Origin of the sequence: Azospirillum agricola (assembly GCF_020005195.1) — a bacterium.
Lineage (GTDB): Bacteria > Pseudomonadota > Alphaproteobacteria > Azospirillales > Azospirillaceae > Azospirillum > Azospirillum agricola.
Map to the genome: position 1 here is coordinate 1,251,822 of NZ_JAIFZR010000005.1, position 13,521 is coordinate 1,265,342.

Below are 13,521 nucleotides of genomic sequence, written 5' to 3' on the forward strand. Positions count from 1 at the left end.
ATGAACACGGATAAACACGGATGACTTTGAACAATCCCTGCCGGATCACCGTTCATCCATGAGCCAGGACGTCCAACTCGATTCCGTCACCATGCGGTTCGGCGAGACCGTCGCCGTCCGCGACGTCTCGCTGACCATCCGGGCCGGGGAGTTCTTCAGCTTCCTCGGGCCGTCGGGCTGCGGGAAGACCACCATCCTGCGGATGATTTCCGGCTTCATGGAGCCGACGGGCGGCGCCATCCGCATCGGCGGCAAGGACATGCGCGGCATCGGTCCGAACAAGCGGCCGACCGCGCTGATCTTCCAGAATCTGGCGCTCTTTCCGCTGATGACGGTGGCCGACAACATCGGCTTCGGGCTGGAGGTGCGCGGCGTGCCGTCGGCCGACCGCAAGCGGCGGGTGCGCGAGCTGCTGGAGCTGGTGGCGCTGCCCGACACAGCCGAGAAGCGGGTGACCGACCTGTCCGGCGGCCAGCGCCAGCGCATCGCCATCGCCCGCGCCCTGGCGGTGGAGCCGGCGGTGCTGCTGCTCGACGAGCCGCTGTCGGCGCTCGACCTCAAGCTGCGCCAGCACATGCGGGGGGAACTGCGCGAGCTGCAACGCCGCACCGGCGTGACCTTCATCTACATCACCCACGACCAGGGCGAGGCGCTGACCATGTCCGACCGCATCGGCGTGATGTCGCGCGGCGTGCTGGAACAGGTTGGCGACGGGCCGAGCGTCTATGACCGGCCGGAGACCGCCTTCGTCGCCTCCTTCGTCGGCGAGACCAACCGCTTCGCCGGCACGGTCGCCGAGACCGGTGAGGGCTGGGCGGTGCTCGACACCGGCTTTGGGCGCTTGCGCGGGCGCAACCCGCGCCACCTCGCGGCGGGCGACCGCGCCACCCTGTTCGTCCGGCCGGAGCGGCTGGCGCTGGGGCGCGACGAGAACGCGCTGGAGGCCCGCGTCACCCACAGCGATTTCGAGGGCGCCTTCGTCAACGCCTTCCTGGAGGGCGGGCTGACCGTGCAGGTGCCGCATCTCGGGCAGGAACCGGCCTTCGTCCCCGGCCAGCCGGCCCGTCTCGGCTTCCGGGCGGAGGACGCGGTGGCGCTGCCGGCCGCGTCCTGACCGGCTCTACTTGTCCACCGGGAGCGTGGAGCGGAAGATCGCCTTCTCGAAATCGTCGATCAGGGCGTCGATCCGCAACTCCCAGCGCCCATCCACCGGCAGCGCCAGCCCGTCCAGCCGGTAGGCTCCGGGACCGTCGCGGACCGGCTTGCGGGCGAGCGGCTCAATTCCGGCAGCGGGTTGCGTCAACTCCATCGTCAGCTCCTTCGGGTCGAAGGGCGTGCCGTCGGCCTGCGCGAGGTGCAGGGTCAGGCGGTTCGCTCCCGTCCGCGCCGGATCCAGCTCGATGACGGCCTGACGCCCCTTCGCCGTCGCCACGCTGCTGTAGCCGGCCGCCTCGGCGACGGGCTGGGCCAGGGCGCGCGGCGGCGGGGTGGTGCCGAGTCCGGCGGTCAGCAGCAGCACGACCGCCATCAGCGCCATCTCCGACGCGACGCTGAGCATCAGCAGCCGCTGCGCCCGGTCGCGCTCGGAACGGCTGCCGTCCCGCAGCGCCGGGGTCAGCCGCAGCCGGTTGACCGAGGCCAGCCCCAGCAGCAGCGCCACCCCGACCATCTTCGCCAGCCAGAGCTGGCCGTACACGGTGGTTCCGATGGCGGCCGGGCTTGTGATCTGGAGCAGGCTCAGGCCCGCCCCGGCGACGAGGAGCACGGCGACGGCGGCGAGGGCGCCAAGGGAAAAGCGCCGGACCAGCCGCGCCGATTCCGCGCTTGGCGCGTGGCGCAGCACCGCCCGCAGCGGCATCAGCGAGCCCAGCCAATAGGCGGCGGCCAGCCCATGCAGCGCCACCAGCGGGGCGGCCAGCCCGCGCGGCGGCGCGGTCGCGGCGTGCCCGGTGGCGGCCAGGGCGCCGACCGCGACCAGCGCGCCGGCCAGCGTCACGGCGCGCCAACCGCCCCGCAGCCCGGCCGCCAGCAGGGTCAGGCCGGCGAGCGCGATGCCGGCGCTGGGGCCGCCGGTGCTGGCCAGGGCGGCGCGCCAGCTCTCCGCATCGAACAGGGCCGTCGGCGGCCCGCCGGTCAGCACCACCCCGGCCAGACCGAGGTTGAGCAGCACGGCGGCCGCCGCGATTCCGACCTGGGCGGGCAGCCGGATCCGGCGAACCAGCGGCACCCGCGACCGCCCGGCGGGCAGAATCAGGCCGGGCGCCACCAGGGTGACGAACAGGGCGCCCCCGGCGGCGGCGAGCAGGCTGCCGTAATGCAGCGCGCGGGCCAGCGCGGCGACGAGCAGCGCGGCGTCGCGTTTGCGCTCCCCCGCCTGTTCGGGACGCTCGGGGGTCACGCCCACGCCGAACAGCAGCGATCCGGCCACCGGGTGCCCGTCGCCGGAGGTCACCCGGTAACTGACCGTGTAGGTTCCCCGCGCGGGGGAAACCGCCGGCATGGGAATGCGCAGCTCGTCGTTCTCCACCGTGGTCGGGCCGGGCAGGGCCAGTTCGCCCGCCGGTCCAAAGGCGCGGACGGTGACCGGCGACACCGCCTCGTTGAAGCGCAGCCGGATTTCGGCCGGCGGGCGCTCCATCCGCACCCCGTCGGCCGGGCTGGAGTCCAGCAGCACGGCGTGGGCCCAGGCCATGGAGGGAAGGAAGAGGGCCGGAAGAATGACCGCCAGCCGCAGAAGCCCCTTCCTCCCGGCGCCGTTCCCCCCCACCCCGACCCTCTCCCCAGGGGGGAGAGGGAAATTGGCAGGTGCCTCAGCCTTCACGGCTTGGCCGTCAGCGTGACGGTCGGCGCCGGCTCCTTGTAGTCGTCGGCGCTTCTGCCCGGTTCGGGGATCTCGATCCAGCGGTGCACGCCCTTCTCGCACTCCTGGACGATGGGGAAATGCAGGACGGTGCCGGCGGCCTTCTCCGGCAGCTTGGCCCGGAAGACGAACTCGTCGTACCAGGCGTCGGGCAGGCTGCCGCCGGTCCACGCCACCTCGGTGACGCCCTTGGTGATGGTCTGGCCATGGCTCTCATAGGGGGTGGCGTAGGTCCCCTCGACGGTGGACAGGGTCCAGCCGGTCTTGGGCATCGGCTTCACCGCGACGACGCCCTCGGGAACGCGGACGCGGACGGTCGTGGTCGGGCTGCCGTCGCAGCCGTGGCCGATGCGGATCACCGCCTTGTAATAGCTGCCGCTCGGCGCCTGCGCGGTTTCCAGCGTGGCATGGGCGAGGGCGGCGGCGGGCAGGGCGAGCAGGAAGGCGGCCGCAAGGGCGGCGCGGGTCGTGCCGGTCATGGCGGGAGACTCCGGAAAAACGGTCTGACGATGGGGGTGGAAAAGGGTCAGACCGCGGCCGGAGGCGCGCGGGCGGAGAAGCCGGCGGCGGTGCCCGCAAGATGGGACGGCGCCGCGGCCGGCCATGCGGCGGCCACGCCGGTCCGGTCCGGCGGCGGGACCGCCGGTCCGGTGACCGGGCCGAGCAGCTTGCCCCCATCCACCGACAGGCAGGTCGGGCAATGGGCGAGATGGTCGGAGGGCGAGGACGGCGTGTCCGGCGCGTCGTGTCCCGCCGGGTCGGCGTGGCAGATGCCGGAGGCGAAGGCGCCCTGGAGGCCGCCGTCGAGCGCGGCGAGCACCCGCAGCGACGGCGGCACATGCCAGCCCATGACCAGCGCGTGGGCGAGCAGAACCGCCACGGCGACCAGCGCCGCGACCGGATTCGGCCCCTTCGTCCACCCGTGCGTTCCCATGCCGGTGACTATGGCGGGCAACCCTGCGCCTGCAAAGGAGGAAATGCGCGGCCCGCGCCGCGCCGTGCCGCGCGACCGTCACACGGCCGCGCTTGCGCCGCGCGAAAGCCCCATGATAGGCGTCGGACGAGCGCTCTCCAAGGCCATCCCGCCCACCAAGCCCGCTCCAGGAGGCACGCGTCGCCGATGACGGAGGTTCTTCGCCGCTACGGCCCGGTCCTGACCGGGGTGATCCTGCTGGCGGTGGCGCTGTGGCTGGCGCTGCTGGTCGTGCTGCCGCAGTTCATGATGGTCGATTTCTCCTTCCGGCCGTCGCTGCCGCCGGCCAGGCTCGGCGGACCGGAGGACGTCTACACGCTCCGCAACTACACGACGCTGTGGACCAACCAGATCCATCTGGCGATCTTCCTCAAGACGATCTGGGCCAGCGCGCTGGTCACCGCCGTGACGCTGGCGGTCTGCTACCCGGTGGCCTTCTATCTCGCCCAGGTGGCGCCGAGGCGCCGGCTGCCGCTGCTGCTCCTGATGCTGGTGGTGCCCTTCTGGATCAACGAGCTGCTGCGCACCTTCGCCTGGTACATCATCCTCGCCTTCAACGGGCCGCTGAACGCCCTGCTGCTGGGGCTGGGGATCATCGACCAGCCGCAGCGCTTCCTCGGCGGCGACGCCGGGGTGATCCTCGGCATGGTCTACGTCTACATCCTGTTCATGGTGTTTCCGCTCTACAACGCCATCGAATCGCTCGACCGCAACCAGATCGAGGCGGCGCGCGACCTCGGCGCCGGCTGGCTGCGCATCCACTGGCGGGTGGTGCTGCCCCACGCCAAGCCGGGCATCGCGGTCGGCTGCATCATGACCTTCATGCTGGCGGCCGGCAGCTACGCCGTGCCGGCGCTGCTCGGCGGGCCGCAGAGCCGCTGGTTCACCGAGGTCATCTACAACTGGTTCTTCGAGGGCGGGAACTGGAACCAGGGGGCGGCCTACGCCTTCATCCTGCTGGTCCTGTGCATCGGCTTCATCCTGGCGGCGCTGCGGCTGTTCCGCGTCGGCCTCGCCGACATCGCAAAATAGACCGGCCTCGCCGACATCGCAAAATAGGTCGGCCTTGCCGACATCGCCAAGTGACGCAAGGATGGACCGATGAGCGCCGACCGTTTCCGCCGCATCCTGACCGGCTTCTACCTTGTGGTCTTCTTCGGCTACCTGTTCCTGCCTCTGGCGGTGATGGCGGCGGCGACCTTCAACACCAGCCGCTTCCCGACCGTGACCCCCTGGCTGGGCTTCACGCTCTCCTGGTTCTCGGCCCTGTGGGCGGACCAGCGGATGTGGTCGGCGCTGGGCACCAGCCTGATCGTCGGGGCGGGGGTCATCGCGCTGGCGGTGCCGCTGGGGCTGGCGGCGGCGCTGCTGCTCGACCGGCTGCACAGCCGGTCCAGGACCTTCCTCTACGCCGTGATGGTGTCGCCGCTGCTGACGCCGGGGGTGATCGTCGGCATCTCGACGCTGGTGTTCTGGCGGGAATGGTTCGGCGTGACGGGGGGGATTTTCCTGACCGTGGTCGCGCAGTCCAGCTACATCGCGGCCTACGCGATGCTGCTGTTCTCGGCGCGGCTGCAACGGTTCGACACGGCGCTGGAGGAGGCGGCGCTCGACCTCGGCGCCACGCACGGGCAGGTGTTCCGGCGCATCACGCTGCCCTACCTGACCCCGGCGATCCTGTCGGCGGCCCTGCTGGCCTTCCTCCAGAGCTTCGAGAACTACAACACGACCTTGTTCGTGCGCGGGCTGGACACCACGCTGACGGTCTACATCGCGTCCAAGGTGCGCACCGGCCTGACGCCCGCGGTCAACGCGCTGTCGCTGATCCTGATCGGGCTGACCATTCTGGGGGCGGTCGCCTACGAAATCCTGCGCCGGCGCGAGGCGCGCCGGCAGGCAGGGTCCGCAAGCCTGGCCGCCTGAGCGATGGCCGCTTGAGCGACGCGGAGGTTAGTCCTCGTCGGCCTCGTCGGCGTCCGACTCGATCTGCGAGGCGAGGTCGCGCAGCATGTCGATGACGTCCTGGTGGCTCGTCTCGTCGACGGCGGCGTTGACGGCGGCCTCGATCATGGCGACGGCGATGTAGGGGCCGAGCGGGCCGCCTTCCTTGATCGCCTCGTCCAGATGCTTCTCGGCGATCGACAGCGCCTTCTCGAACAGCGCTTCGGCCGTCTGGTTGGTGTCCTTGCTCATCTTGCGGTCCGTTGCGAAGGGTTGGTCGGACTCCAATAACACGCCCCCGCGCGGCTTGGCGCGGGAATTCGCGGGCGTGGACGCAAATACAGGCGAGCCTTGCGCATCCCCTTGCGCGGCCCGGTCCGCTCGGTCACAGTTCCCCCGATTGACCTTAACGGCATGTGACGGACATGAGCGAGCTTCCCGACCTGACCCGCCCCGACCCCTACCGCTTCTGGTGGGAGGAGCGCGTGCGCTTCAGCGATCTGGACGCGCTCGGCCATGTCAACAACAACGCGATCGGGGTCTATTTCGAGCAGGCCCGCATCGCGATGGTGATCGAGGGCGGCGGCTTCCGCGAGGGGAACGACTGGACGGTCGTGCTGGCCCGCAGCGTGATCGAGTACAAGGCGGAGCTGCTCTTCCCCAACAGCATCCGGGTCGGCGTCCGGCCCTTGCGGGTGGGCAACAGCTCGCTGACCATCGGGGCCGGCATCTTCCTCGGCGACCGCTGCATCGCGACCCAGGAGGCGGTCTGCGTCACCGTCGACAAGGCGGCCCACCGGCCGACCCCGATTCCGGAATCGTTGCGCGCGGCGCTGGCGAGGGCGTAAAGGGGGCCGGTCGGTCCCTCTTCTTCTGATTCCAGGTCCTGTCCCATGAAGCGTCCCGCCCCCAAACGGCGCCCGGCCCCCGCGACGCGCGCCGAGCCGCGCGTCCTCGATGTCACCATCGCGGAGGTCGGCGCGCGGGGCGACGGCATCGCCGCAGCGGAGGGGCTCCGGCTGTTCGTGCCGCTGACCGTGCCCGGCGACCGGGCGCGCGTGCGCGTCGCCGATCCCGCCGGACAGGGGACCGGAAAAGGGGAGGGCGTGCGCGCCGAGCTGCTGGAACTGCTGGAGGCCGGACCCGGCCGCGGCGATCCGGCCTGCCGCCATTTCGGGCGCTGCGGCGGCTGCACGCTCCAGCATATGGACGACAACGCGTACGCCGCCTGGAACGTCGCGTTGGTGCAGGGCGCGCTGGCGCGGGTCGGGCTGGGCGACACGCCGTTGGAACCGCTGTCGCGGACGCCGCCCGCCGCCCGCCGCCGTGCCCGCTTCGCGGCGCTGAAGCGCGGCAAGCGTGTGTGGTTCGGTTTCAACGAGCGGCAGAGCCACCGGCTGGCCGATCTGGAGGAATGCCCGGTGCTGGCGCCGCGCCTGCTCGCGCTCGTCGGGCCGTTGCGCGCCCTGCTGGCCGACATCCTGCCCGAGGGTGGGGAGTGCGACGTCGTGACGACCGACCTGGAGGGCGGCGTCGACCTGCTGCTGGTCGGCCCGCGCAGCCTCGGCCGCGACGCGCGGGAGAGGCTGGTGGCCTTCGAACCCGAGGCGGTCGCCCGCATCGCCTGGCAGGCCGACGAGCGCGGCGCGTCGGAGCCGGTGGCGAACCGGCGCCCGGCGGCCGTGCGTTTCGCCGGCGTTCCCATCGTGCCGCCGCCCGGCGCCTTCCTCCAGGCGAGCGCCGAGGGCGAGGCGGCGCTGGTCGAAGCGGTCGCCGGGGCGGTGGGGGACGCGGCGCGGATCGCGGATCTGTTCGCCGGACTCGGCACCTTCTCCTTCCCGCTGGCGCGGAAGGCGGCGGTCCATGCGGTGGAGGGCGACGCGGCGGCGGTGGCGGCGGTCGGCCGGGCGGTGCAGGGGCTGCGCCTGACGGCGGAGCGGCGCGACCTGTTCGAGCAGCCGCTGACCGCGAAGGAGCTGAACCGCTTCGACGCCGTGGTGTTCGATCCGCCGCGCGCGGGGGCCTCGGCCCAGGCCGGGGCGCTGGCGGCGAGCAAGGTGCCGCTGGTGGTCGGCGTGTCCTGCAACCCGGCCACCTTCGCGCGGGACGCGCGGATCCTGGTGGACGGCGGCTACCGGCTGGCACGGGTGCATCCGGTGGACCAGTTCCTCTGGTCCGCCCATGTGGAGCTGGTCGGCGTGTTCGAGCGGGGGTAGGCGCGAGCCCCGTGCCCCCACCCCGGCCCTCCCCCGCCGGGCGGGGGAGGGGGCTGGCTCAGTCCAGTTGCAGGACGATGGCCTTGAGGTAGGCCGACTCCGGCAGGTTCGGGTGCACCGGGTGGTCCGGCCCGGCCCCGGCGCTGCGCAGGATGCGGCCGGTCCGCCCGGCGTCGGTCAGTCCGCGCGCCACCTGTTCCGCGAAGGTCGGCGGATCGACGTTGTGGCTGCACGACCCGCACAGCAGATAGCCGCCCGGCGCCGTGATGCGCGCGGCCAGCTTGGCCATCTTGCGGTAGGCGCGGCAGCCGACCGCCAGATCCTTCTTGGCCTTCACGAAGGCCGGCGGGTCGGCGACCACCACCTGGAAGGTCTCGCCCGCCGCGCCCAGCCGCTCCATCTCGTGGAAGGCGTCGGCGCGGCGCGCCTCGAAGCGGTCGGCGACCCCGTTGGCCTCGGCGGCGCGAGCCGCGTTCTCCAGCGCCAGCGCCGAGCGGTCGACCGACACCACCGACGTCGCCCCGGCCACCGCGCACTGGATGCCGAAGCCGCCGTTGTAGCTGAAGAAGTCGATGGCCTTCCCGCCCTTCGCCAGCGTGGCGATGAAGGCGCGGTTGTCGCGCTGGTCGTAGAACCAGCCGGTCTTCTGGCCGTCGAGCGGGTTGGCGAAGAAGACCGCGCCGTTCTCCTCCAGCCGGATCGGGCCGTCGATCTCGCCCTTGACCAGCCGGGTCTCCTCCGGCAGCCCCTCCAGCGCGCGCTGGGTGCTGTCGTTGCGCAGGATCACCGCGCGCGGGGCCAGAACCTCGTCGATGGCGGCGAGGATGGCGTCGATCCGCCGGTCCATGAAGACCGAGTTGGCCTGCACCGTCACCACGTCGCCGAAACGGTCGACGATCAGACCCGGCAGCCCGTCGGCCTCGGCGTGGACGACCCGGTAGTAGGGCCGGTCGAACAGCCGGTCGCGCAGTTCGACCGCGCGCCTCAGGCGGCCTGTGACAAAGTTGTGGTCGACCACCGTCGCCGGGTCGTTCGACAGCATGCGCGCGGCGATCAGCGTGTGCGGATTGAAGGTGGCGATGCCCAGCGGCGTGCCGCCGGCGTCCACCAGCCGCACCGGGCTGCCCGGAGGCACCGCCTTGGCGGCGGTGTCCATCTGGACCTCGTTGGAATAGACCCAGGGGTGGCCTTGCAGGACGCGCCGCTGGCGGCTGGCCTGAAGATGGATCGTCGGGTATTTGACGGGCTTGGAGACGGTGTCGGTCATGGCGCCGCATCCTAGCGGCAAATCGGCGCCGCGCAACGGTTCTGCGCGTGACCGGCCGGGCGCCGGCGCCCGCTCATTCGGCGTCGCGCAGCCCGGTCGCCGGGACGCGGTTGTCGTTCACGCCGTCGACCGCCTTGCACAGCCGGATGGTCTCGTGCCGGTGTCCCTGGACGAGGAAGCTCTCCGTGATCGGGTTGTTCGTTGTGCCAGCGGATGAATAGCGCTCGGGCAGGGTGGTGTGGATGGCGGTGCAGCCCAGCCCGCGCGCCAGGCCGTCCATCGCCCGCAGCAGGGTGGCCGCCACCCCGGCGACGTCGAACAGATCGAGCACGACAAAGTTCTCGACCGACATAACGCGACCGTGGCGGAGGTCGTCGTCGATGGCGTATGAGAACAGCCCGTGGAGGTAGCCGTGCGCGTTCTGGACCGTCATGATGCCGGTCCGCGACACGGGGCTGCCGCCCGCGGCGTCGTTGGTCCCGCCATTGGCTCCCCCATTGGTCAGGCCATTGGCGTCCAGGACCGCTGCGGCAAATGCGCGCCATTGCTCCACGGCGAGACCGGGGGCGATCACGCAGACCAGCGGGTAAGCCTGGTCAATCTGACGTCGACCAAGGGGTTTCGCGATGAAACTGTCGTCCATTTCCGTCCGGCCGATTGCAAGGACACTGAACGATGGCAGCCGCCGGGCGGAAGGGTCGTTGACATGGATCAATGTTGCTGCGGCCACCCCTACACATAGTGGGAATATTGGAGGCAGGCGCGCTCGGCGTCGGTCTACGCGCACGCCTGCGTAACCTGCCCCCCTCCTTAACAGTACGTACCCAGCGGTGGTGCAACCCAGAAGGCGCGGTTTCCGGCCGCCCGGGGCAAACGGGAGAGATTGTATGACATCAGCGACTCTGACTTCAGGGGCCACCCTGGGCAGCCAGCGGGTGTCGGAAGACGTGCGTTACCACGAGGACGCCATCCGACTCTTCGTGATCGCTGCGACGTTCTGGGGCGTGGTCGGCTTCCTGGCCGGCACCTTCATCGCGCTTCAGCTCGCGTTTCCGGCACTTAATCTCGGGCTGGAGTGGACCAGCTTCGGCCGCCTGCGGCCGGTCCACACCTCGGCCGTGATCTTCGCGTTCGGCGGCAACGTTCTGTTCGCCACCTCGCTCTATTCGGTGCAGCGCACCTGCCGCCAGTTCCTCTTCGGGGGCGAAGGGCTGGCCAAGTTCATCTTCTGGAACTACAACGTCTTCATCGTGCTCGCGGCGCTGAGCTACGTCCTGGGCTACACCCAGGGCAAGGAATACGCCGAGCCGGAGTGGATCCTCGACCTCTACCTGACGGTCATCTGGGTGCTCTACGCCATCCAGTTCGTCGGCACCGTGATGACGCGGCGCGAGTCGCACATCTATGTGGCGAACTGGTTCTTCCTGGCCTTCATCCTGACCGTCGCGGTCCTGCACATCGGCAACAACGTCAACGTGCCGGTGTCGCTGACGGGCATGAAGTCCTACCCGTTCGTCTCGGGCGTCCAGAGCGCCATGGTCCAGTGGTGGTACGGCCACAACGCCGTCGGCTTCTTCCTGACCGCCGGCTTCCTCGGGATCATGTACTACTTCGTCCCGAAGCGCGCCGAGCGTCCGGTCTACTCGTACCGCCTGTCGATCGTGCACTTCTGGACCCTGATCTTCCTCTACATCTGGGCCGGTCCGCACCACCTGCACTACACCTCGCTGCCGGACTGGGCGCAGACGCTGGGCATGACCTTCTCGGTCATGCTGTGGATGCCGTCCTGGGGCGGCATGATCAACGGCATCATGACCCTGTCGGGCGCCTGGGATAAGCTGCGCACCGACCCGGTCCTGCGTTTCCTCGTGACGTCGGTGGCCTTCTACGGCATGTCGACCTTCGAGGGCCCGCTGATGTCGGTGAAGCCGGTCAACGCCCTGTCGCACTACACCGACTGGACGGTCGGCCACGTGCACTCCGGCGCGCTCGGCTGGGTCGCCTTCATCTCCTTCGGCGCCATCTACTTCCTGGTTCCGGTCCTGTGGAAGCGCTCGCAGCTCTACAGCCTGCGTCTGGTCAGCTACCATTTCTGGACCGCCACCATCGGCATCGTGCTGTACATCACCGCCATGTGGGTGTCGGGCATCATGCAGGGCCTGATGTGGCGCGCCTACGACAACCTGGGCTTCCTCCAGTACTCCTTCGTCGAGACCGTCGCGGCCATGCATCCGTTCTACGTGATCCGCGCGATGGGCGGTGTCCTGTTCGTCGCCGGCGCCCTGATCATGGTCTACAACCTGTGGCGCACGGCGAAGGGTGATGTCCGCATCGAGAAGCCCTACGCCTCCACCCCGCACAAGGCGGCGGTCGGCGCGGCCTAAAGCCCAGGAAGGATGCGAGAGAAATGGCTCAGGAAAAAAAGGGCTTCAGCCACGACCTGATCGAGCGGAACACGCTTCTGCTCATCGTGTTGACGCTGATCACCATCTCGATCGGCGGTCTGGTGCAGATCGTCCCGCTGTTCACGATCGAATCGACCATCGAGAAGGTGGATGGGGTGCGTCCCTATTCGCCGCTCGAGGTGGCCGGTCAGTCGATCTACATCCGTGAAGGCTGCTACAACTGCCACAGCCAGCAGATCCGTCCGTTCCGCGACGAGGTCGAGCGCTATGGCCACTACTCGCTGGCGGCGGAGTCGATGTACGACCACCCGTTCCAGTGGGGCTCCAAGCGCACCGGCCCGGATCTGGCCCGCGTCGGCGGCAAGTACTCCAACGACTGGCAGGTCGCCCATCTGGTCGATCCGCGCGCCGTCGTGCCGGAATCCATCATGCCGGGCTACGCCTGGATGAAGGAGCGTCCGCTGCAGTACACCGACATCGGCGACGTCCTGAAGACGCTGCGGATCGTCGGCGTCCCCTACACGGACGAGCAGATCGCCAACGCCAAGGCCGACCTCGAGGCGCAGAAGAACCCGGACGCCGACACGGCGGGCCTGGCCAAGCGCTACCCGAAGGCCGTCGTGGCGAACTTCACCGGCAACAAGACCGTCACCGAAATGGACGCTCTCGTGGCCTACCTGCAGGTGCTGGGCACCCTGGTGGACTTCACCAAGTACCAGTCTCCGAAGCAGCTCCAGCAGTAATCGGGGGAGGAATCCATGGACTTGGATTCAATCACGGTGATGCTTCGGTCGTTCTGGACGGTGTGGTTGATGCTGCTGCTGACGGGCATCCTGGTTTACGCCATGTGGCCCGGCAACCGCCGCTCCTTCGACGACGCCTCCCGGATCCCGCTCAAGGATGATGGTCAGGAGTTTTAGGCCATGGCACAGAAAATCAAGGACGAACTGTCCGGCGTCGAGACCACCGGCCACGAGTGGGACGGGCTTCGCGAGCTGAACAACCCGCTGCCCAAGTGGTGGCTGTACATCTTCTACGTCTGCATCGCCTGGTCGCTGGTGTATTACGTCCTCTACCCGGCGTGGCCGCTGGGCAAGACCTACACCAAGGGTCTGCTGGGCTATTCGCAGCGCGAGGAGCTCGTCACCAAGCTGGCCGACGCCAAGGCCGGTCAGGCCAAGTACCTGACCGCCATCGCGGCCAAGTCGGTCGACGAGATCCAGAAGGACAAGGATCTGCTGAGCTTCGCCATGGCGGGCGGCCGGTCCTACTTCAACGAGAACTGCGCGGCCTGCCACGGCGCCGGCGGCCAGGGGGCCAAGGGCTTCCCGACGCTGGCGGACGACGTCTGGCTGTGGGGCGGCACCACCGCCGACATCTACCAGACCATCCAGCACGGCATCCGCTCGGACGACGGCGCCACCCGTGGCGTGCCGGGCACCGGCATGACCGCCTTCGGCAAGGACGGCATCCTGAACCGCGAGCAGATCGATCAGGTGACGGACTACATCCTGTCGGTGAACGGGAAGCAGGCCGACGCCGGCAAGGCCGACAAGGGCAAGACCGTCTATGACGAGAATTGCGCGGCGTGCCACGGCGATCAGGCCCAGGGCTCGGTCGCGGCCGGTCTCGACGGTGTCGGCGCTCCGCCGCTGAAGCAGGCCAACTGGCTGTTCGGCGGCGACAAGGCCACGCTGGTGGAGACGGTCACCAACGGCCGCGCCGGTGTGATGCCGGCCTGGTCGAAGCGTCTGGACGACGCGACAATCAAGTCGCTGGCCGTCTACGTCCACAACCTGGGCGGCGGCAAGTAAGCCGATCCAGGATTTTGGATGATCGTGAAAGCGCCGGGGAGGAAA

Annotated in this window: 15 protein-coding genes; 9 read left to right on the forward strand and 6 right to left on the reverse strand. The window is 69.7% G+C overall.

Annotated elements, in window-relative coordinates; translation table 11 throughout:
* Window positions 1–58 precede the first annotated feature (58 nt).
* Window positions 59–1,114: an ABC transporter ATP-binding protein gene (locus JN22_RS20925; protein ID WP_085555768.1), complete on the forward strand. Its 1,056-nt coding sequence runs from the start codon at window positions 59–61 to the stop codon at window positions 1,112–1,114.
* A 6-nt stretch (window positions 1,115–1,120) separates the two neighbouring features.
* Here JN22_RS20925 and JN22_RS20930 read toward each other — a convergent pair whose 3' ends face one another.
* The 3 genes from JN22_RS20930 to JN22_RS20940 are packed head-to-tail and all read right to left on the reverse strand — an operon-like array spanning window position 1,121 to window position 3,815.
* Entirely contained in the window at window positions 1,121–2,767 is a 1,647-nt protein-coding gene (locus JN22_RS20930; RefSeq protein ID WP_085555769.1) for a copper resistance CopC/CopD family protein, read from the reverse strand.
* A gap of 50 nt (window positions 2,768–2,817) precedes the next feature.
* Complete coding sequence (locus tag JN22_RS20935; RefSeq protein ID WP_085555770.1) at window positions 2,818–3,339, reverse strand: YcnI family copper-binding membrane protein; 522 nt, start codon at window positions 3,337–3,339, stop codon at window positions 2,818–2,820.
* Between the two features lie 47 nt (window positions 3,340–3,386).
* A complete protein-coding gene (locus tag JN22_RS20940) occupies window positions 3,387–3,815 on the reverse strand; it encodes a DUF2946 family protein (protein ID WP_211099678.1) in 429 nt (142 codons plus the stop codon).
* 165 nt (window positions 3,816–3,980) lie between these two features.
* Between JN22_RS20940 and JN22_RS20945 the strand changes: the two genes are divergently transcribed.
* Both JN22_RS20945 and JN22_RS20950 read left to right on the forward strand, forming a co-directional pair.
* Entirely contained in the window at window positions 3,981–4,865 is an 885-nt protein-coding gene (locus tag JN22_RS20945; RefSeq protein WP_085555772.1) for an ABC transporter permease, read from the forward strand.
* Between the two features lie 69 nt (window positions 4,866–4,934).
* Window positions 4,935–5,756 (forward strand): ABC transporter permease, encoded by an 822-nt coding sequence (locus tag JN22_RS20950; RefSeq protein WP_085555773.1) that lies wholly within the window; start codon window positions 4,935–4,937, stop codon window positions 5,754–5,756.
* Window positions 5,757–5,783: 27 nt separating this feature from the next.
* On the opposite strand, the gene JN22_RS20955 is transcribed toward JN22_RS20950, so the two are convergent.
* The gene (locus JN22_RS20955) at window positions 5,784–6,026 is read right to left on the reverse strand and encodes a hypothetical protein (protein WP_085555774.1); all 243 of its coding nucleotides are present in this window, start codon (window positions 6,024–6,026) and stop codon (window positions 5,784–5,786) included.
* 173 nt (window positions 6,027–6,199) lie between these two features.
* Here JN22_RS20955 and JN22_RS20960 point away from each other — a divergent pair, with 173 nt between their 5' ends.
* Window positions 6,200–6,622, forward strand: a complete 423-nt coding sequence (locus JN22_RS20960) for an acyl-CoA thioesterase (RefSeq protein ID WP_085555775.1) — start codon at window positions 6,200–6,202, stop codon at window positions 6,620–6,622.
* 45 nt (window positions 6,623–6,667) lie between these two features.
* A complete protein-coding gene (locus tag JN22_RS34985) occupies window positions 6,668–7,990 on the forward strand; it encodes a class I SAM-dependent RNA methyltransferase (protein ID WP_085555776.1) in 1,323 nt (440 codons plus the stop codon).
* Window positions 7,991–8,048: 58 nt separating this feature from the next.
* Here JN22_RS34985 and JN22_RS20975 read toward each other — a convergent pair whose 3' ends face one another.
* Window positions 8,049–9,257 carry a class I SAM-dependent rRNA methyltransferase gene (locus JN22_RS20975; protein WP_085555777.1) on the reverse strand — a complete coding sequence of 403 codons (1,209 nt, stop codon included), beginning with the start codon at window positions 9,255–9,257 and terminating at the stop codon, window positions 8,049–8,051.
* A gap of 73 nt (window positions 9,258–9,330) precedes the next feature.
* Window positions 9,331–9,900, reverse strand: coding sequence for a hypothetical protein (locus JN22_RS20980; RefSeq protein WP_085555778.1), 570 nt, complete (start codon window positions 9,898–9,900; stop codon window positions 9,331–9,333).
* 244 nt (window positions 9,901–10,144) lie between these two features.
* On the opposite strand from JN22_RS20980, the gene ccoN reads away from it, so the two are divergent.
* From ccoN to ccoP, 4 genes are read left to right on the forward strand one after another with little or no spacing between them, the layout of a single operon-like run.
* Window positions 10,145–11,641, forward strand: coding sequence for a cytochrome-c oxidase, cbb3-type subunit I (gene ccoN, locus JN22_RS20985; RefSeq protein WP_085555779.1), 1,497 nt, complete (start codon window positions 10,145–10,147; stop codon window positions 11,639–11,641).
* A 23-nt stretch (window positions 11,642–11,664) separates the two neighbouring features.
* A complete protein-coding gene (gene ccoO / locus JN22_RS20990) occupies window positions 11,665–12,405 on the forward strand; it encodes a cytochrome-c oxidase, cbb3-type subunit II (RefSeq protein WP_085555780.1) in 741 nt (246 codons plus the stop codon).
* 15 nt (window positions 12,406–12,420) lie between these two features.
* Window positions 12,421–12,582, forward strand: a complete 162-nt coding sequence (locus JN22_RS20995; RefSeq protein WP_085555781.1) for a cbb3-type cytochrome c oxidase subunit 3 — start codon at window positions 12,421–12,423, stop codon at window positions 12,580–12,582.
* 3 nt (window positions 12,583–12,585) lie between these two features.
* Entirely contained in the window at window positions 12,586–13,476 is an 891-nt protein-coding gene (ccoP, locus tag JN22_RS21000) for a cytochrome-c oxidase, cbb3-type subunit III (RefSeq protein WP_085555782.1), read from the forward strand.
* Window positions 13,477–13,521: the final 45 nt, after the last annotated feature.